Raw genomic sequence first — 20,970 nt, forward strand, 5'->3', positions numbered from 1 at the left:
GCATAAGGGCCATGAGGTAAAGCTGATTGAATGCGATTAATTGCAGCTTCTAAACGCTCTGGAGTTAAACCGCCAGCACCAAAAGAACTTAAAATCTTCTCTTTACCTAAAGCAATGACCATTTCTTCAGAAGCGATACCGCCAGCCATTGCACCAGTCACATAAGCATATTTTACACCATGAAAAGAAAGAAAATTAGGATCTCCTAACTGTTGAATGCGAATAGGAGGAACAAACGTCAGCAGTTCTACCTGTGCTGTTGTGCCATTTTCAGTAGGGTATAAATAGCCCTCATTTGTTACACCAATTTTTCCAGCAACTTTCACGATGTAACAGGGCTTATCTAAAACCAGTAGTTTATCTTTAATGGCCTTCGGTTCAAAAGATATATTATCTAAATTTCCTTTCCAAACATGGCTTTGATTATAGATATATGCAGAAAAATTTAGCCCATTGGTGTGTTTACTTAGTACAGAATCTATAGTTCGCATGGTGTTTTAACTTGATAAACGTGAATTCTTACAAGTAAGATGGAACTGCGATTGCTTATTGATTAAGCAAATTGTGGACAGCAGATAATTGTAAGAGGATAATTTCACTTAATTGCTTACTGGATTCTTGTCTAGCTTTTAAGAAAGCAACATGAGCTTTATTAACGCGGGCATTATTGGCAATTAATTGATGATATTGAGACTTATTAAAGTCTGACAGACTAATTGGATGATAAAAATAGTTAGAATCAGGTGTAGTATGAAAAACTTTATTGTGAATTGTAGTGGAATCAGAAGATTTTAATTCTTTACTAGTTTCCAAATATTCTTTATGAACTTCAGAAGAATTAATGGCTTTGTTTTCTTGAGAATTATTCATATTTTGTTGCGTTTTTTCAAATTTATAATTAGGACTATTTGTTTTAGGTAGCTTTTGAAAAAGTTGACGGTTTTCTTCACTTAAGATGGTATTTATAATTGATTTGCCACCTAAAGTAATGGTTTTAAGAGTTGTTGTATTTTGAATAGGTGCTGTTTTTTCTAGGTTATATAGTGGTGATAAATCCAAATTAACCCGATGGCTAACAAGTTTTGCTAAAGCTTTAACAATAGAAGTATGATCATCCATACCTCTACGATTGAGTGATACTGTAATGTGTTCTTTGCTTTCTAAAATTTTATTAATCCATCGAGAACAAACACTACCAGCACCAGCTTCAATAAATATTCTTGCCCCATCATCGTAGACACGATTAACTAATCGTGGGAAATCGAGTTGTTGGGATAAACCTGTAGCAATACTACAAGCAACGGCACCGTCATTAAGGGTGATTTGTTGATATTCAGCAGCAGAATAAAATACAATCTCTGGAATATTTTGAGTTGGAAAAGTGTTGAGTTTTACCAACTCTTCGTATTGCGATCGCATTGCTTCACAATGAATAACATGATCAAAAGGAGCCGGTAAAGCATTACAATTTAAAGCTTTAATCACTCGCTGACAGGCTGTTGTTTCACCAGCAATTAAAACTTCTTCTGGGGTATTAATTTGAGTTAAATAAACACGATTTTCATGTTTAAGATATTCTTTGACCTGAGATGGGGTAGCCATTAGAATATAATTACCCCAAAAATTTTGCTCTGAAGCCGCAGATGTTTTTGGTAATCCCCAATATTCACGTACAGCATTTTTTGGGCCAGACAACTTATCTCCAAATAAAGGAGATGAATTAAAGGTATTACTTCCACCTTCAAAATTGCTCCAAACTCCTTGGGCAACCATCATACTTGTTTCACCCAAGCTATAGCCAAACACATATTTAGGTTTGACTTGAAAATCATCTCGAAAAATAGTGGTCATATATCTGGCAAAAGCTATTTCACTCTCAAACATTGCTAGTGAGTCATCTAACAATTGCTTTTCGAGAGTTTCCAATTGTCTAGCTGACAATTTATTCAAACTTCTGGGGTAAAGCAGTTTCTCAACATCGGCAGCACGGCTACAGAGATTATTGCTTTTTAAATCTTCAAAAACTTTGGGAAATAAGCGGTAGATAGTCCGACCAATACCGATATAAGAATTAACCGCTGCCGGATAAACGTAAGCGATCGCCCCGGTTTTGCCTAGTGGGTTTGCTGTAAAATAACTACCAACAGGTGTGTGCCAATCTGTGCTTTGTTCAAAGGCAATATTGATACCTTTACGGGCAGATGCGATTTCTTTAAGTAATTCTTTCTGGTTGTGTCCTGTAATTACTAAGGCGTATTTAGCTTGCGAATGTTGTTGGAAGGTCGCAAAGGTCTCGCTCGCAGTAATTGACAAATTAGAACTATTTTCAATGGCTTTTTGAAGATGCTCTAAATCCTCTATTAAAGTTAAACGCTCATTAGCTGCTATGGGAAGTAGATAAAAAGGTATTTGCTCTAAATACTTGCTGCTGTATTTGTGTTGCTCAGATACGTCTGACAAGATGACATGAGCGTAAGTACCATCACACCCAATACCATTAACTGCGGCAACTCTGGTTGTGCCATCTGTGCCGATAAACCAAGGTCTGGATTCCGTGGGGACATAAAAAGGACTGCCTTGCCAAACTTGCGGTGTTTTGACACCAGACCAGTTGGGTGTGCCAGGAATGTACTTGTGATAAAGACATAGAGCTGTTTTGATTAGACTGGCCATTCCAGAGGCTATATGGGTATGACCGATATTGGACTTAACGCTGCCAATCGCACAATATAAATTATTGTCTCCAGCAGGATAAGCTTGCACCAATCCAGTGATTTCGGCTTCATCTTCTTGGGGAACGCCACTACCGCATACTTCCAGATATTTCACTTGGGTAGGTTGAATCCCGGCTATTTGGAAAGCTTGGTTACAAACTTCAGCAGTAGCAGAGACTGGGCCAAAACTAACAGCATCAACAACTGCATAGATGCGATCGCTGTTTGCTTTAGCAATATCATGACTCTTGAGAACAACTGCACCAGCACCTTCACCTACTGTCCAACCATTGGCTTTTTGGTCATAACTCAAGGTATTAACACCAGTGTTAATTTTTGACCATTGGTTTCGCAATAAAATATTTTCTACCCCGCCTGCCAAATCGACAGCACCCACAACAACTGCGTCTGCTTCCCCAGAAATCAATAGCATTTGTGCTACTTCTAATACCTTGAAGGCGGAGGTCTCTACCGCAGTCATGGTGAATGCTGGCCCGGTGAAATTCCATAAAGAGGAAATTCGGCTAGCCATGATATTGCCGATATAACTGAGATATTCGCCTACATCTACTTGATGGTGAACACTATCTTTAACAATGGTTTCCAGTTGAGCAATTTTATCCGCAGACAACGCAATTTCTGCATTGCTCAAACCATCTTTAATTTGCCAAGATAAATTCCATCGTTGCTGTAGCTGGTGGACAGATAATTCTGTCTCAGCAGCAATAATCACAGCGACATTTCCCCCTTTGGGAATGTTGGCATCTTTCAAGGCACGATCTACTACTTTTAATAGTAATAGTTGTTGCGGATTCAGTTTTTCTACTTCATTAGGCGGAATTTTGTAAGCTAAAGTATCAATATTAAAATCTGTGATGTAAGCTCCTATTGGTGCTTTACCATCTGATAACCCATATTGTTTGAGTAAGTCTTCTTGCTCTTCTATTCCATGCCATCTTTGAGGCGGTAAGGGAATAAAATGCTGTTTGCCATCATAAATACTGCGTTCAAAGGTATCTAAGCCATTGCATTCACCAAAAAAGGCATCCATGCCGACAATGGCAATTTTGTTAGTGGTGTTATTTTTTTGTTCCAACATCATCAATTAAGGTATGAAGTATGAATTAGTATCACGCATTCGCCGTCAGGCGCTCCCGCAGGGTAGAAGCAAAGAAGAAATACACAATTCCACGCTTAATCTTTTGTTTGATTCCCTTGTTCCAGAATCAAGTGAGAGTTAGTACCACCAAAACCAAAGGCACTTAAAGCCGCGTATTTTTTTGCAGAGTTGTTTGGCCAAGGTGTTGCGGTTGTCACAATGTTTTGAGGAAAAATAGAATTATTTTCAGAACCTAGAGGTTCAGTCACATTAATAGTTGGTGGAATTACACCATGAGACATGCTGTAAATCGCTTTCGTTAAACTCACCATTCCAGCAGCAACAAGTAAGTGACCTACATTAGCTTTGGCAGAGCCTACCAAAGGTGCTGCTTGGTGTTGATTAAAAAATGTCTTTATCGAGTTAAATTCTGTGGTGTCTCCTAATAAAGTGCCAGTAGCATGACACTCCATATAGTCTATAGCTTGAGGAGAAAGGTGTGCTTCAGTATAAGCTCGTTCAAAAGCTAAGACTTGTCCTTGAGAATTGGGGCTAAGTAAATGCTTACCTTTACCATCATTAGATAACCCATTACCACAAACAGTAGCTAAAATATTATCGCCATCTCTAACGGCATCATTATATCTTTTTAGCAGAACCATTCCAATACCTTCAGATGTAATTAATCCTCGTGATTTTTGATCTAAAGGACAACTCATACCATCTTCTGGATATCCTTGAATGCCAGAAAACAACATTCGTAAAAACAACGGATCTGAACAACTTATCGCTCCAGCTAACATCAAATCAGCTTTCCCAGAATTGAGATAATGAGATGCTAATTTAATTGCATAAAATGACGAGGAACAAGCAGCATCAATACAAAAATGAGTACTAGATAAAGAAAAAGCTTGAGCAATTAAAGCTGCTGGAAAGCCAGAAATCATTGCATTGTGTGGAGATACATCTGCTGATGTTGATAAGCTAGCTAAGTGAAAATTTTGCTCTTGTAAAAGTTTTGCGATCGCACTATTTATAGTTGTCTGATAAATTGGCTCAAATAGTTTATTAGAAAACTTGGTAGGGAACGAAAGATTACCCAAAATTACGCCACAATGAGAAAGAATATTACTGTTACCCCAATAGCCACTATGTACAATCGCTTGTTTAGCAGCATAGAGTGACCATTTAAAGCTGTTATCTAAGCTTTCTGCGAGTTCTGCTGGTAAGTTGTATTCGTCGGCATCAAACTTAAAATCGCGGATGAATCCTCCCTTAAGGCAATAGATTATTTCCTGTTTACCCTTAACAGGTTCATAAAATATTGCCGGATCTACACCAATTTCTGTAACATTTAAATTTGATATAGAGTCTTTTTCTTCAGTAATATTTTGCCAAAATTGCTCAGGATTGTTAGCGTCGGGAAAGAGACATGATAATCCAATAATAGCTATTTTTTCCACTGCTTACGCCCTCTGTTTTATTGATTGCATAGGTAAAAGAACTGCCTTGGCTCCTAAAATCCGGGTGTAGACCTGTCCTTGGCGATTATGAATAATAAAGTTAGCAGTTGCACTACTTTCTGTTTTCCCTTTGATTTCACAAGAAACGTAAAAAGGTTCATTAGATGGTGTCAATGCAAACTGTTCAGATAATGTCAAATGTCCTGGTAAACAAGCCTCTTGGTGAAAATGGCTCAACCAAATCCATAAAGATTGAGTACTGAGGTCAATTGCATAAGGATTATGCCAATTCACGGGAAATTGTCCTTGTTGCTGATCTGCAATTTTTTGCCAAAGGCATTCAACAGTTATTTTATTCGGGCTAATATTTAATACTCTGGTAATTTGCTGAAATGCTGCACCATGAAATAATGAAGAATCTCCATTTTGATAAAAATCTTTACCAGTTGTAGGGATTACATGATCTTCTGTGAGATTCAAGGATTCATAAATAGGAGCTTCTGGTATTTCTATTACCAATTTTATTAGAGCGCAGAAATGATAATAGATTTTTCCTTCGTGGTTTTTAGCCAATATTTTAGCTTGAATTTCGAGAGATTCAGAATTATTTTTAGCAACTTCCTGCAATTCTAAAATATGCTCATTAGCTAAAGTATTATTAAAAATAACTCCCTTTAATACCTTAAAATCACTAGCACTAAAATATTTATAACCTGGATAAAGTTCTTCACAAGCATGAATCATCCAAGATAAGGCACAGGTAGCTGGTAATACTGGATAACCAGCAATAACATGATCTTGCAAAAATGGATTTTTTGCCAATGTCATGCGACGACGAATACTATATTTTCGTAGTTCCGAGTCTAAAGGCGCAGGTGGTAGTACAAGAGGATTGCCAATTACAACTTGTGTAGTTTGATGATGGCTACAATCCACTTCTTTAACTAGCATTTGTGTGCCAACGTCCACCGGAATAACTTCAATTCCCCGTTCAGCAAAAGCTTTTTTGAGTTCTGGTGTCACCATGCCGTTATCCCACCCTCCCCAGTTGATTGCTACCACATGACAGGAGGGATAATTTTGTTTGATGAGATGGGCTGATTTGTTGAGAATTTCGTTAGCGATCGCATAATCCGACTGCCCAACATTACCGTAAAAACCTGATACTGAAGAAAATAAAACTAAATGCTGAATTTGATTAAGATTAACGCAATATAAAATATTTTCTAATCCTTGAACTTTCGCAGCATAAACTTTTTCAAAATCCTGTTCTGTTTTCTTTTCTATCAACTTATCAGCTAAATTTCCAGCACCATGAATAATTCCCGTAATCGAGCCTGTACGTTTTACAGCAATGGCAAGTTTCTCTTGTAAAGCTAACTTATCAGTAACATCGACATTAATATATTCAGCCTGTGCGCCTGTTTCTTGAATCGCCGCTAGAGTTTTTTTAATTTCACGGCTAGAAGCAATTTGGTGATATATCTTTTGCACACTCATGGGTGTAGGCTTCTCGCCTTGGACAAGAAGATTCTCCATGATGCGTTTTTTCAATGCTGATTCTTCTAAACAATCGTGAGCAAAATCTGGCTCGGTTTTTAAAACTTCTGAACGACCAAGCAGGATAAACTTACATGGTTGATGTTGTGCTAATTTGATGGTGCATTCAGCCGTAATTCCTCTTGCACCACCACTTACAAGCAAAACTGATGAGGGATTAATTTGGGTTAGTATAGTCATATTTATTAGGAAATTTTGCAGCTTAATTTAATCGGAAAAAGATTGGGTAAAGTTCCCCCTTTGTGTTTTTGTGCCTTGGTGGTAAAAAAGGACTTTTAAACCCCAAAGACACGAAGACACAAAGATTCTTTATTTCTCAAAGGAAGTAGTTAAGGTGACACGTCCTTGTGAGCCGTAAGCAACTTCACTAATATAAAGATTCGAGTCGTGAAGTTCAGCAATAATGTATGGTATTGATTGCTGGGCATTAAGAGTGGGACTTAAATCGATCGCGCGAGTAAATACCTTAGGCCATTCCCATCTCAGACTCTTAGTTAACCCAAATAAACCAGCCCCAATCGCTCCAAAGTTGACTTGATGCTCTAATCCAAAGGCTCCATCAAGATGAGCAACCGTACAGAAACAACTACGTCCATAATGCGCTGCCTCATTTAAGGATTGTTTGAGATGTTTTGCCATCAAAAATACATGCTTGACGATCGCCTTTTCTGCTTTCAGATAAGAAATTTTACCGATGTGATTTTCCGCAAATACAGGATGTAGATGGATGAAAGCACCAATCTTCCCGAAATTAGTAGCGATCGCTTGCAATTTTTGTTGGAGATGTTCTTCACTCAAGTCTGTTAAAGTCACATGAGGCATACCTTTGGGTAAAGGCGATTGTTGGGGAATGAGCGATTGAGGGAAACTTAAAACTACTACTTTCCAGCCTTGTTCTGTCAGGGAATGAGCCAATTTAGAAGTAGTGAGGGAACCATCATCGGTGATTAAGGCGATATATCCCTCTGGTAACGTGAAATCTAAACTATCCGGTGGTGGCAAATTTTTGAGTTTGACTGGAAAGCGCTGAATATTGTGATTTACGTTATCTAATTGTTTGTCAAACTGAGGCTGAGAATTTTTTTTTTCATCTCCAGCCAACTTCTGGAGATACTCAACAATTTGACCAATGGTGCGGAGTTCTCCCAGTTCTTCGACGTTTGGCTTGGGTAAATCGGGGTATATCTCTTGCATTGTTCCTAAGATTTCTACCCGTTTGATGGAGTCAATCCCTAAATCTGCCTCCATATCCATGTCCATTTCCAACATCTCTATTGGGTAGCCTGTCTTATCACTGGTGATGGCTAAGAGAGTTTGACCAAAGTCTGCGAAGTTGGGAGTTAGGAGTTGGGAGTTGGAAGTTGGGAGTTGGAAGTTGGGAGTTGGAAGTTGGGAGGGAAACCCTCCTAGTGCGTTTGCTCCTACTGACAACTTCTGTTCTTGTTCCTTTTGAGTCTCTAATTCTGTGACAGTAGAAATTGTGACAACTTCTGGAGAGGGAATTTGTGAAGTTTGGGATTGCAGATATTCTACAACTTGACCAATAGTGCGGAGTTCTCCCAGTTCTTCCATATTTGACTGGGGGAAATTGGGGTACATATCTCGTAGCGCCCCCAAAATTTCTATCCGTTTGATCGAGTCAATCCCTAAATCTGCCTCCATATCCATGTCCATTTCCAGCATTTCTACTGGGTAGCCTGTTTTATCACTAACGATGTTGAGTAAAGTGTGGCTAAGGCTGGCTGCGTCAATGGCTGCTGGTGGTGAAGGTTCAGGTTTAGGTTCAGGTAAGGGCACTAGCGTAGCAATCTTAATCTTACTTTCCTGAGGCGGAACAAAATCTAAAACAGATTTTGCTTGATGATTTACACCATTACCATTACTAGAAGTTGGCTCAGATTTACCAACAAACTCGTTATTAGTTACTGTCACCGCTGGGGTTGTCACTAGGGCAAGGTCATCCTCTTGAGGTAATGGAGCCTCTGGAATATCTTGATAATTGTTCAGTGGTATTAGACTGTCTTGATTAATATTGCCAGATAGCAATTGGTCATACTGTTGCTGAAGTAATTGAAAGAAGTCGTGAGTATAGTCATGCTGATAGTTGAGATATTGCTCATGAATGCGGAGAGTTTCAGCTTGATGATCGTGAAACCGCATGATATTGCGTTCTGAACTGGAGAGTGCAATTTGCTGTTTTTGCGCTTCTTGTTCAGTAAATTTATGATTTCCCCACAACAAATGCTGTTGCTGCATCAGTTGAAAGAAAGTTTTGGTATATTCGGTCTGATGTTCTAAAGATTGTTCATGAACCTGCAAGATATCTCGTTGATGGCGATTGAACTCTATGAGGGTGTACTCTAAACTATCTATAACTCTTTGGCTCAAAGCCAGTTCGGAATTTGGTTGTGGAGGTTGGATATCCAGTTTATTCGATTGGCCATTATCAACAAATTTTACTTTACCGTTGGCTGCTGGCTTTTCTTGAGTTTCAAAGGGATATTCAACAGATGGTGTTGGGGTTAGTTTGACTTGATGACCATTTTGCAGCGCTTTTGCAAAAGACTGCTTTGTTTTTTCCGACACGTAGTTTGTGCTATCTAAGCGGATATTCAAAACCTTATTTGTAGTCACTTCTGGTATTTTTGGCTCTGGTTGGTAGGGATCTATGTTTTGTAGAGGTAATCCAGCGACGCGTAACTGCATGATCGCTGTTCGTAGAGTGCGATCGCTATCCTGGGAACTATTAGTATTTAAAGCCACAGCTAAATGAGGGCGATCGCTGAGAATATCTTTAACCAAGTTAGTCAAAACGTTGCGCGGTCCAAATTCAATAAAGCAATAACCGCCTTCGGCATAAATATTTTCAATTTCCTGTTTAAACAGCACTTGATTTCTCAGGTGTTCTTTAAGGATTTTTTGAATGGCTTGCGGATCACTGGGGTAACACTTTCCTGTAACGTTGGTATAGACAGAAATTTTTGGCTGTTTAAAAGTAACTTTTTCAATTGCTTTGGCAAAGGGTTGCTGTGCATGAGCCACAAGCGGTGTATGAAAGGCGGCTGAAACTCGTAACAAAATGGTAGAAAACCCGATATCTCTTAGAGCGTCTTGGACTTTGGCAATTTCAGCTTTCGTCCCAGCCAACACTACCTGACGATGAGAATTTAAGTTAGCAATGGTAACTAAGGGGAAATCTTTGATCAGTTCTAAAACCTGACTCACATCTCCTCTCACCGCCAGCATTGCTCCAGCATCAAACTGCGGATCTTTGGGTGTAGCCATAGCTTGACCCCTGGCTTTGACCAAGAAAAAGTAATCTTCCTCACTCAAAACCCCCGCAGCCCACAAAGCTGTTAATTCTCCAAAGCTATGTCCGGCAACAAAATCAGGCTTAAATCCAGCTTTTTGTAATATTTTGTACAAACCAGCACTAAAAACCCCAATCGCTGGTTGGGCATATTCCGTCAGTTGCAATGTTTCTAACTGAGCAGCTTTTTGCTCTGGGTCGAACACAGGATTAGGAAACACGACTTCTGAGAGGGGCTGCAAATTGTCTTGGCGCAGCAGGGTATCCATCTGAGTATAAGTCTGCCGCAGGCAAGGAAAATTAATCACTAATTCCCGACCCATTTCTAGGTATTGCGAACCTTGCCCAGAAAAGAGCGCTACTACCTTCCCTGCTGTAGTTATCCCAGTTTTGCGGTAGTAAATTCCTTGGGGATGCTCCCAGGATTCTGCTTGCAGTTTATTTGTCAGGCAGTCAATGCAGATTTGTAACAAATCGCCAGCCTGGGCGAGAGAATCAGCAACAAACCCAACTCTGGCATTTTTTAGCGGAACTTCTGAAGATTTAGAGGCTGAAATTAATTCTGCATAATGACGCTCTTTGGTATCAGATTGCAATTGACGTTGGATATCTTGACAACGCGATAACAATTGCTCAGGTGTGGACGCAAATAAAAGTATCGACTGGGGACTATTATGCAAACGATAAGGAAGTCGATATTCACCTTGATATTCTTCTAAAACAACGTGATAATTTGTGCCACCAAAGCCAAAAGAACTTACCCCTGCACGTCTTGGCTGGTCGTTGCTGCTAATCCAAGGCCTTGTTTCTGTATTTAAATAAAACGGAGAATTGTCAATGTTAAGTTTGGGATGTGGTTTGGTGATATTAATTGTGGGTGGTAAAACTTTGTGATGCAAAGCCAAAGCAGTTTTAATCAAACTTGCTGCACCCGCAGCAGCTTTTGTATGCCCAATTTGCGATTTTACACTTCCAAGGGCAATATATTGTTTTTTAGGATTGTCTTCACTAAAAACTTCTTTGATAGATGCAAATTCGGTTGGATCTCCAACCATAGTGCCTGTGCCATGTGCTTCAATTAAACCAACACTTGCAGGCGAAATTCCAGCATCTTCATAAGCACGACGCAAAGCTAAAACTTGACCTTCTGGACGTGGCGCATAGATACTTTTATAGCGACCATCACCAGAAGTACCAATCCCTTTGATGACTGCATAGATGCGATCATTGTCTCGTTGAGCATCTTCAAGACGCTTTAGCACCAACATCCCTACACCTTCACCCAACATCATCCCGTCAGAATCAGCGTCGAACGGCTTGACATTCTGACCTTGAGACACAGCAGGAGTTTTGCTGAAGCACATATAGGCAAAAATGGAGTTGTCGGTGTCAACTCCGCCGGTCAACATCATATCGGCACGATGTTCAATTAGCTCACTAATCGCCATTTTTAAAGCACTTAATGAACTAGCACAGGCAGCATCTACTGTACAGTTAGTTCCTCCCAAATCAAGGCGATTAGCAATTCTTCCAGCGACTACATTAGCGAGCATTCCAGGAAAAGCATTCTCTTCCCATTGCACATACGCACTTTTAATTTTCTCAATAATTTTTTGCGTATCTTCATCAGATAAGCCGCTGCTTTTGAGGGCTTTTTCCCACACAGGATACTGCAATCTTGCACCCAATGGCACACCCAGTTGTCTGCCTGCTGCCACACCTAAGATTACACCAGTGCGTTGGCGAAGCTTATCATAGATATCACGATGAAATTGCCGATCTTCACTATAGCCTGCATCTTCTATCGCTGCTTTTGCAACAACTAAACCTAGCAACTGCGAAATATCTGTGACTTCTAAAATATTAGGCGGTAGTCCAAACTCCATCGGATTAAAATCAATTTCTGGTATGAATCCGCCTCGTTTGCAGTAGGTTTTGTCAGGTGTCCTAGGGTTAGAATCGTAGTAATCATCGACATTCCAACGTGAAGGAGGAACGTCGGTAATACAATCAGCTTTGTGAATAATATTTTCCCAAAATTCCTGGAGATTTTTAGATTGTGGAAATATAGAAGCCATCCCAATAATGGCGATAGGACTGTGTTGCAGCTGTGTATTGATTTTGCTGGTTAGAGGCGTGTTTTCAACCATAGTTTTTTTTACTCGTATGAGCTGGAGCAGAGCCTTTTCACAATTGCTTACTTCGTCTTGCAACTGTGTCAAGACAGCTTCAATTTTAGAAGCAGCCATGACTTCATCTTCACTATTATGCTTGTGAAATATAGATGTATTGAGAACAATAGTTCCTTTATAAATCAAGGAACTTGAGATTAACCTTTAAGGAAAATACTTCTTTCGACACATAACTTGCTAAGCAGATTTAGCTGCGATAGTTTTATGTAGAAAACTTATCCAACTCTGTATGATCCTATCCGATTGCCGTTGCGCTTATATTAGACTAGTTGCTTCTCTATTGCAACTGATATGCAACTGAATGAATCTTATGAGATGCAAGTTGATCGAGCGACGTACTGGAGGTAACTTCAGTGCTATTTACCGATTGTCATTAAGTGCGTGCATAAATCGAAATCTACATCACGAACTTACACAGGATTTGGTTTCGGAATCAGGATTATCATCTTTGTTACTGCTCACTACCTGAGACTGAGCAGCAGCTAATAGCTTATGCTCAAGTTCACTAATACCAATTCCCATCTGCAAAGCTGTTTTATTTTTCCATTCTTCTAGCTCAAAATCATGTTGGTTGAGCCATTCATGCACCGCCAAACGGGCCATCTCAGCTTTACGACGAGTCTGGCGAGCTGCATGAAAAATCAGCCTCTGGTTATCAAAGCTGGGTAGTGAGAGCATGAATCGCTTTAATTTCATTTTCATTGGAGTTTTGGGTGGGCAATATCGATCACTCACATAGCTACTAGAACTTTTGTCTATTAATATCTCATATAATAAAAATGTATTACCAAAGTTGCATAAAAATTGCATGTCTCTTGGCTCTAGCATTTCTATTCAATTGTTATATATACTGCCAGAAAGTAAATTTTGGGAGTAATATTCTACAATTGGTGAGTTATTTGACTATTGTAAATTCAAGCTCTATGTATTCTTCATATAATTAGCAAATAAAATTTTAGATCAATTAAAAATAAATTCACGAAGTTAAAAAGCTTACTTATGAAAGTACTCTCTATTAACTCCATATACAGTGTTTCTTGGTTGGGTGTAGTACACCTTTTATGAAGAAAGGAGCTAGAGGCTAGGGACTAGAGGCGAAAGTAATGTACTGTACCTTATCCAAATGAAATATGCTGTATATAAGACTTTTTTGCGTAAAATTTTTCATGTATTATCTGTAACTTAATTACATCACAAGCTGGTTGATGAATCTATCCTGGCGTTTCTCTCTTTAAATATAGCTAGCTATATGCAAGTAAATATCAAGCGCTCAAGTATTGATTCTACTAAATGGCTCTTACATCTACCAAAAAGTAGATTTTTTCGAGACAAAACTCTACCTCTATCTATTAGTTGATTTCTTAAAGTAATTTTGTTACCAAAAAATAATTTTCATAAGAATGTCATTTTAACCACTAGTAACTATTCCTAAAGAATGAAAAAATACCGGCAATCAATTAACAATGTATCAGATATTTCATAAAGCAAATTACTCCATTTAAGATGACAATTAGCGGTTAAGACAAAACGCTATATAATAGCGGTCAATCGTTGTGATTGTTGTCATTGTTTATATTGTTTATGTTGCTAATCTTTATGATCAAATCTGTTGCATGTGTGTTGCAATTGAGTATCAATCCGTTTATTGTGTGTGATTAATTCATGTAATTTCATCCTGATAGTTGAAAAACGTATAAAGATACAGAGGTGAGAAGAAGCCAAATATTAAATTACTTGATTACCTCACTGTTCTATACATTCTTAACCGTACAGGATGACAATGCAATTTAATGCCATGATACCGTACTGCATGAAAAGTTCTACATAATTTGACTGACATGAAATTATAAGGGCTTGCTGGCATGAGATTATCTGAGCTAGATCCACTTATACCGATAATTAAATTAAGAGAAGAACTTCTTAAGTTACCTAAAGGCTACTCATTTTATGAAGATGAACTGGTAGATTTTTTATCCCGACGCAGATGGCCTGAGAGCGATCGCCGCATTGACAGGACAACTTTCTGGCGGTGGAGAAATGACAACGACATTCAGCATCAAAAAGTATTCAGCCGATTGGATGTTTTAAAACTATGCCAAATTTGTGACCACTATCGCATAGATGGAACACGTAGTGAATACTTAGCGATCATGAAAAAGAAACAAGAAGTAGTGTTAAACAAGTAAGGATAAATATCACTGCTTGATGTATCAAGTAGCTTTACTAAAAGCTAATGCGATTAACGGATTGATGGATACTTTTTTGATAGTTCCATCATCCGAGCTTTTTCTTTTAGCAACAATTTAGACCTGAATCCTTACGATAATTATCTTCTTTATGTCCTCGAAATCTACGTTTATCCTGCATGGTCAATATAGTAAATGCACCAAGTTCGTAGATGCTATAAGGCTTTTCACAAGGCGGCTTGTCGCCAGATATCACTAACTTGGAAAACATGATTATGGTACACAAACAAAAGTCGTCATTCACAAAACCTCTGGGTTGGTGGTCGATAATTTTGGCAACTGCGATGGCTGTAGTTACTGGTGCAGCTTCGTTCTATAGCCTTGCACGATTTTGGTCATCTTCTAAAGTTGAGGCTCCAACTGCTCCAAGTAATTCTTCTGCTATGACTGCTGTTGCTGCTTTAGGACGTTTAGAGCCTCAAGGAGAAGTTATTCGTCTGTCTGCTCCTGATTCCCAAGGGGGTGTGCGAGTTGCACAACTCTTGGTAGATAAAGGAGACAAAGTACGTAAGGGGCAACTAATCGCAATTCTTGATAGTTACTATCCCCGTCTGGCAGCTTTAGAAAAAGCCCAAAAACAAGTTTTAGTTGCTCAAGCGAGCCTTAATCAGGTAAAAGCAGGGGCCAAAGCTGGAGATATCTCTGCACAACAGGCAACGATCGCTCGTTTAGAAGCTGAATTACGCGGAGAAATTTCTGCACAACAAGCCACGATCGCTCGCTTAGAGGCAGAATGGCGGAATGCTGAAAGTGAAAATCAGCGATATCAGCAATTATTCAAAGAAGGTGCGATTTCAGCTTCAGATTCAGATGCTAAGGGTTTGCGAGTTGAGACTGTGCAACAGCAACTCAATGAAGCTAAAGCTGCCCTCAACCGGACTGTGGAAACTTTGGAAAAACAGTTAAGTGAAGCTAAAGCCAGGCTCAAGAGTATTGCAGAAGTTCGTCCTACTGATGTGCAAGCAGCACAAACTGATATTGAAAGTGCGAGCGCGTCGGTAAAACAGGCGAAAGCAAACTTAGATTTGAGTTCTGTGCGATCGCCTATCAACGGCCAAGTCCTGAAAATCAATGCTCGACCTGGAGAAATTATCGGCAGTATGGGAATAGCTGATTTAGGTCGCACACAACAGATGTATGTAGTCGCAGAAGTCTATGAAACAGATATCAGCAAAGTACGTCTAGGACAATCGGCTACTATTACTAGCGATGCTTTTTCAGGAAAATTGCGAGGAAAGGTAACAGATATCGGTTTGCAAGTTGGCAGACAAAATATCTTCAATAACAATCCAGCCGCAGATACAGATAACAAAGTAATTGATGTCAAAATTCGTATCGAAAACTTAGCAGAAAATCCAAAAGTTGCTGCTCTTACAGATTTACAAGTACAGGTACTAATTGAGATATAGCAATCTTAAAAATGAGGGATTGGGAAGAAAATTTTCAAAAATTTTTCCAATCCTTTCTCAATGACTATTCAATTATTTTGCCCATCAGCTTAATCTGTCTCATTTGAGGTTGATAACATGGCTTTCAATATACCTCTAGCTTGGCTACAACTAGCCAAACAAAAAGTTCGTTTTCTTGTTGCTTTAGCAGGAATTGCTTTTGTTGCAGTTTTAATGTTTATGCAGATTGGTTTCCGAGATGCTCTTTATGCTAGTGCTACACAGCTGCATAAAAACTTACAGGGAGATTTATTTATCATCAGTGCCCAATATAAATCTTTAACATCCAATCAAAGCTTTCCGCGCTGGCGTTTATACCAGGCGCTAGGTTTTGATGGTGTGGAATCAGTTAGCCCTTTATATATGCAATTTGCCAAGCTAAAAAATCCCATTAATGGTCTGAAATTTCCCATGTATGTGCTTGGTTTTGATCCGGTTAAATCAATTTTTACACTACCAGGTGTCCAAGAAAATTTCAAATTACTCCAAATACCTAACATAGTTTTATTTGACCGGGCTGCTCGTCCGGAGTTTGGCCCCATTGCACAAAATTTTGAGCAAGGCAAAAATGTACAAGTTGAAATATTCACTTATACAGCATTAATTGGTTACAAAGTTAAAATCGGTGGTTTATTTAGTTTAGGGCCTTCTTTTGGAGTTGATGGAAATTTAATTGTTAGTACCTCAACTTTCTTGAGAATATTCGCAGACCGTTCTGCACAAACCATAGACATAGGCATAATTAACCTTAAACCTGATGCCGACCCCCAAAAAATATTAGCAAATTTATCAGCCTATTTACCGCAAGACGTGAGAGTTGTTACTCGCGAAGATTTTATTAAATTTGAAAAAGATTACTGGACTCTCAGAACTCCTATTGGATTTGTCTTTAATTTGATGGTGTTAATGGGATTTGTTGTTGGTGTAATAGTCGTTTATCAAATTCTCTATAGCAATATTTCTAATCACTTAGCTGAATATGCAACTTTAAAAGCAATGGGATTTAAGAATGAATATCTGTTGAATGTAGTTTTTCAGCAGGCTTTAATTCTAGCGTCTCTAGGATATATTCCCGGTTTTGCTATATCTATGGCTCTGTATAATGTGGCAAAAAATGCCACTAAATTACCAGTAGTCATGAGTATTGACAAAGCAGCTATCGTATTAATATCGGCAATTATAATGTGCTTAGTTTCGGGATTTTTCTCTACAAATAAATTACGACATGTAGATCCAGCCGATATTTTTTAAGCAAACAACAATACTTTTTAAAAATTATGGAACCAAAACCTATTATTGACGTAAAAAATCTTAACCAGTACTTTGGTAAAAGAAAATTACGCAGCCAGATTTTATTTGACATTAACTTGACAATCAAATCTGGTGAAATTGTAATTATGACTGGCCCATCAGGTTCCGGTAAAACAACTTTACTAACTTTGATTGGTGGGTTACGTTCTGTCCAAGAAGGAAGTCTCAAATTTTTAGGACAGGAACTTTATGGAGCCAGCAATGAGCAACTAGTAAAAGTACGTCGTCATATTGGCTATATTTTTCAAGCTCACAATTTGCTAGATTTTTTAACGGCTAGACAAAATGTCCAAATGTCGTTGGAATTACATACAAATATTCCCAAATGGAAAGCTCGTAAACAATCGGAAGCGATGCTTAATGCCGTTCATCTAGAAAATCGCGTTAATTACTACCCTTCTGATCTATCAGGAGGGCAAAAACAACGAGTAGCGATCGCTCGTGCTTTAGTAAGTCATCCCAAATTGGTATTAGCTGATGAACCTACCGCAGCTTTAGATAGTAAGTCAGGTAGAGATGTTGTCACCTTGATGCAGCAACTCGCTAAAGAACAAAATTGTGCTATTTTGATTGTCACTCACGACAACCGAATTTTAGATATTGCCGATCGCATAATTCAGATGGAAGATGGACAACTGCTCAAAGAAGTTTTTTAATACGTCAATAAAAACATAACAAAGAGAGACTAATACCGATGCTAGTATGGAATGTAATTGGTATCAGTATTTTTGTGAAATGGTATAAGTAAATATTATACCAAAATCTGGAAATTTGATTGACATTTAACACTAACTACAGTCTTTTTCTTATATCCCAAGTAATAGATAAAGTGGGCGTAAGATATTCCTCAAGTTAAAAGTAAAACAGGCTGGAAGTATGAAGTTTTCATTTCTCAGCCTATAGAGAATGTATGAACAATCATTTATACATTCTCAAACAGTGGCAGTGCCATTATGTTCACCATTGGTGATTACGTACTAAATCAACAAACTGGACATTTAGGGAAAGTAATCGGTTACGGACACATAATTATCAATAACGGGTCTACCGTAACGTTAAGAGTTCTAGTAGCTGAGACTGCTAATTCACAAAAAAGAGAATTTGTGGTAGAAGATACAATTTCAGCATGGAACCTGTGGTCTGTAATTTAAATAATCTACCTATTTTGTTCAAGAAATTTGCAGTTGTAGAATTGTTTTAAATACTCCATCACAGCACTCATAAATCTTATGATGATGCAAAATTTTATCTTATGTCTGCAAGAAGCTGCTTTAACATTTACACTTAAAAAATATCTTTATCCCACAGATCCTTCTGAATGTTTCATCAATCCTCCCTGTGGATGTCTCAATCCTGGGCAAGAGTTTCAATGTGAAGACTGTCCCTACCTAGAAGCTTGCTTGTCTAGCTTTAAGCTGAAATGAAAAACTCCATCCTCTTGTGGGTGGAGTTTTGGGGCATGGGGAATGGGGAGGTAGTGCGTTGGGGAGACAGCGCCGTGGTGAGGCAGCACGGTGAGTCCAGTGCTGCGGGAGGGTTTCCCTCCGCAGGCAACTGGCGAACCCGTAGGGTCTTGGGGGTTTCCTCCATGAGCGACTGCCGTTAGCGCAGCGGTAGCGAGTCATCGAGCGTCAAGGGTTTCCCGACTTGTAGCAACTGCCGTCATTGGGCATGGGACAACAGCAGTGTAAATTTCAAGTATTTAAGCTAGTAAACTAGCAGAATTTACATCTAAAAATAATGTTGCTTGCGATCGTTGGCGTAAAATAGAGGCAGGATATTTGCTACTAATTGACCCTTGTAACATCTCTTTTACCACCTGAGCTTTGCGCTTTTCTGGTGCTAGACAGAGAATTTTTTGGGCTGAACAAATCGAAGGAAGAGTAACAGTAAAAGCATACTGTGGAACACTATCGAGATTAGGAAAATGACCTGTATTCACTTGCTGTTGGCGATTAGCCAGATCTAATTTCACTAATTTAACAGCGTAAGGATCTTGAAAATGTGCTACTGCTGGGTCATTAAAAGCCAAGTGTCCGTTTTCGCCAACACCAAGACAGCATAAATCGATTGGTTGAGCTTGCAATAGTTTGGTGTAGCGATCGCATTCTGCCACAGGTTGCAATGCATCACCTTCTATATAGTGAAATTGCTGTGGACATACTCGCTTTTCCACACGTTCGCGCATATAACGCCGAAAACTAGCGGGATGATCAGCAGTGATTCCCAAATATTCATCTAAGTGAAACAAAATAACCCGCGACCAATCTATACCTCCTAATGCAATTAAAGCATCAAGAAATTTAAGTTGAGAGTTCCCAGTTGCTAGTAATACAGCTGCCGTGTCTTGCTGCTGGAGAACGTATTGTAGATACTTTTGGGTAATTTCTGCAACTTCTTGAGCCATTTCAGCTTCAGAGTTGTAAATCTGCACCAATAGATCATCAACGCGAAAAAATTTTGTAGCGGCCACCATTTGCTTACACAGAAAATTTTCAATAATACAGCAGTCAATTGAGTGCAGTACTTTTCTACTGTTACATAACTAATTCACTCTCATCACTGACAACGCCCTTTTTCAAATTTGGCATTACTTAATTCCAGTATGAATCACTCTCATACCTTTTTTCCAAATTCCGAAAAATAAACTTTTTTGGGAGCAGAGGAGCAAGAATAGGGGGAAAAGGTTAAAGGATGAAGAAACAAACCCTTTCCCCCTTACCCCTTTCCCTTTAACCTTCTTCCCCATGCCCCATCCTCAAATGTCAGTACTTAGACTTTGAGCGTATATAATTTCAACATTGCTGCCAAATTCTAATTTATCTAAAGATTCTGTAAAAAACACAAAACCTTTGTATGCCGTCACATACTTGTAGATTTTTGTAAAAAAGCCTTCACTCGTGAAAATTACAAGTGGCTGTTCACATTTGGAGAGAATTGCCAAAAAATCTTCTAACTTCACACACACACCAGTTCCGCGCTCAGTGAAGATTCTTCCGCCAATGGCGGTAGGTTGAGCAGCATCACCACGGTAATAGCCCATTTTGTGCTTATTTTTACATAATATTTACGTAGCTATTTTACACTTTTGATTTCATTACTTGCTGTGACGCTTGTAACGACTGCGGTAAACTCCAGTCTGGACGCAGGTTAGCCGCGTTACGTAAATATATGTGATGAATGACAGCACAGGTTGGTAGGTTGGCGTGGATGAGAAACCGAATGCAATGTTGTAAGCTTCCCTCGACGTGCATTTGCTGCACATCCAACATCGCTACATTATCCCAACCAGGACGCGCTCTAGCGATCGCAGCAGGAAAAATAGTATCTAAATCGCGTGTCACCGAGAAAGTCACACTAATCATATCCTTGGGTTGGATTTGATTTCGTCCTTCTAGTTCATCTAATAATTCTGTCACTGCTTCTCGGATTGCTTCCACAGTGTTTTCTGAAACAGTAATTGCTCCACGTATAGCCTGCATTTGCCAGTCCACGCCAAAATCCTCCTTAAACTTAGTTAGTTGTCAGTTGTCAGTTGTTAGTTGTCAGTTGTTAGTTGTTAGTTGTTTTTTATCTGGTTTAATACTCCATATTCTTATGGGTGATCTTAAAAACATCGTTACTATT

14 protein-coding genes and 1 pseudogene are annotated in these 20,970 nt (G+C 38.9%); 6 read left to right on the plus strand and 9 right to left on the minus strand.

What is annotated here, in order from left to right; genetic code table 11:
- The 6 genes and pseudogenes from I8751_RS14760 to I8751_RS14780 form a co-directional block, all read right to left on the minus strand.
- A pseudogene (locus I8751_RS14760) lies at positions 1–491 on the minus strand (2-nitropropane dioxygenase); the annotation flags it as partial.
- Positions 492–546: 55 nt separating this feature from the next.
- The gene (locus I8751_RS14765) at positions 547–3,813 is read right to left on the minus strand and encodes a PfaB family protein (protein ID WP_214439926.1); all 3,267 of its coding nucleotides are present in this window, start codon (positions 3,811–3,813) and stop codon (positions 547–549) included.
- Between the two features lie 95 nt (positions 3,814–3,908).
- The gene (locus I8751_RS14770) at positions 3,909–5,276 is read right to left on the minus strand and encodes a beta-ketoacyl [acyl carrier protein] synthase domain-containing protein (RefSeq protein ID WP_214439910.1); all 1,368 of its coding nucleotides are present in this window, start codon (positions 5,274–5,276) and stop codon (positions 3,909–3,911) included.
- Between the two features lie 3 nt (positions 5,277–5,279).
- Positions 5,280–7,016: an SDR family NAD(P)-dependent oxidoreductase gene (locus I8751_RS29645; protein ID WP_225894162.1), complete on the minus strand. Its 1,737-nt coding sequence runs from the start codon at positions 7,014–7,016 to the stop codon at positions 5,280–5,282.
- A gap of 129 nt (positions 7,017–7,145) precedes the next feature.
- The gene (locus I8751_RS14775; protein ID WP_225894163.1) at positions 7,146–12,395 is read right to left on the minus strand and encodes a type I polyketide synthase; all 5,250 of its coding nucleotides are present in this window, start codon (positions 12,393–12,395) and stop codon (positions 7,146–7,148) included.
- Positions 12,396–12,740: 345 nt separating this feature from the next.
- Positions 12,741–13,016, minus strand: coding sequence for a hypothetical protein (locus tag I8751_RS14780; protein ID WP_214439927.1), 276 nt, complete (start codon positions 13,014–13,016; stop codon positions 12,741–12,743).
- A 1,184-nt stretch (positions 13,017–14,200) separates the two neighbouring features.
- On the opposite strand from I8751_RS14780, the gene I8751_RS14785 reads away from it, so the two are divergent.
- The 6 genes from I8751_RS14785 (at position 14,201) to I8751_RS14810 (ending at position 18,767) form a co-directional block, all read left to right on the plus strand.
- Positions 14,201–14,524, plus strand: a complete 324-nt coding sequence (locus I8751_RS14785; protein ID WP_214439911.1) for a hypothetical protein — start codon at positions 14,201–14,203, stop codon at positions 14,522–14,524.
- A 275-nt stretch (positions 14,525–14,799) separates the two neighbouring features.
- Complete coding sequence (locus I8751_RS14790; protein WP_214439912.1) at positions 14,800–15,993, plus strand: ABC exporter membrane fusion protein; 1,194 nt, start codon at positions 14,800–14,802, stop codon at positions 15,991–15,993.
- A gap of 117 nt (positions 15,994–16,110) precedes the next feature.
- Positions 16,111–17,283 (plus strand): ABC transporter permease DevC, encoded by a 1,173-nt coding sequence (gene devC / locus I8751_RS14795; RefSeq protein ID WP_214439913.1) that lies wholly within the window; start codon positions 16,111–16,113, stop codon positions 17,281–17,283.
- Between the two features lie 26 nt (positions 17,284–17,309).
- Complete coding sequence (locus I8751_RS14800) at positions 17,310–17,999, plus strand: DevA family ABC transporter ATP-binding protein (protein ID WP_214439914.1); 690 nt, start codon at positions 17,310–17,312, stop codon at positions 17,997–17,999.
- A 297-nt stretch (positions 18,000–18,296) separates the two neighbouring features.
- The gene (locus I8751_RS14805) at positions 18,297–18,494 is read left to right on the plus strand and encodes a hypothetical protein (protein WP_214439915.1); all 198 of its coding nucleotides are present in this window, start codon (positions 18,297–18,299) and stop codon (positions 18,492–18,494) included.
- 78 nt (positions 18,495–18,572) lie between these two features.
- Complete coding sequence (locus I8751_RS14810; protein ID WP_225894164.1) at positions 18,573–18,767, plus strand: hypothetical protein; 195 nt, start codon at positions 18,573–18,575, stop codon at positions 18,765–18,767.
- Positions 18,768–19,045: 278 nt separating this feature from the next.
- Here the strand turns inward: I8751_RS14810 and I8751_RS14815 are convergent, their stop codons facing one another.
- From I8751_RS14815 to aroH, 3 genes are all read right to left on the minus strand, one after another.
- Positions 19,046–19,819 carry a glucosamine-6-phosphate deaminase gene (locus tag I8751_RS14815; RefSeq protein WP_214439916.1) on the minus strand — a complete coding sequence of 258 codons (774 nt, stop codon included), beginning with the start codon at positions 19,817–19,819 and terminating at the stop codon, positions 19,046–19,048.
- A gap of 282 nt (positions 19,820–20,101) precedes the next feature.
- Entirely contained in the window at positions 20,102–20,386 is a 285-nt protein-coding gene (locus I8751_RS14820) for a hypothetical protein (RefSeq protein WP_214439917.1), read from the minus strand.
- 37 nt (positions 20,387–20,423) lie between these two features.
- The gene (gene aroH / locus I8751_RS14825) at positions 20,424–20,825 is read right to left on the minus strand and encodes a chorismate mutase (protein WP_225894165.1); all 402 of its coding nucleotides are present in this window, start codon (positions 20,823–20,825) and stop codon (positions 20,424–20,426) included.
- Positions 20,826–20,970: the final 145 nt, after the last annotated feature.

This window comes from Atlanticothrix silvestris CENA357 (assembly GCF_016056295.1).
In the GTDB taxonomy this organism is placed as follows: domain Bacteria; phylum Cyanobacteriota; class Cyanobacteriia; order Cyanobacteriales; family Nostocaceae; genus Atlanticothrix; species Atlanticothrix silvestris.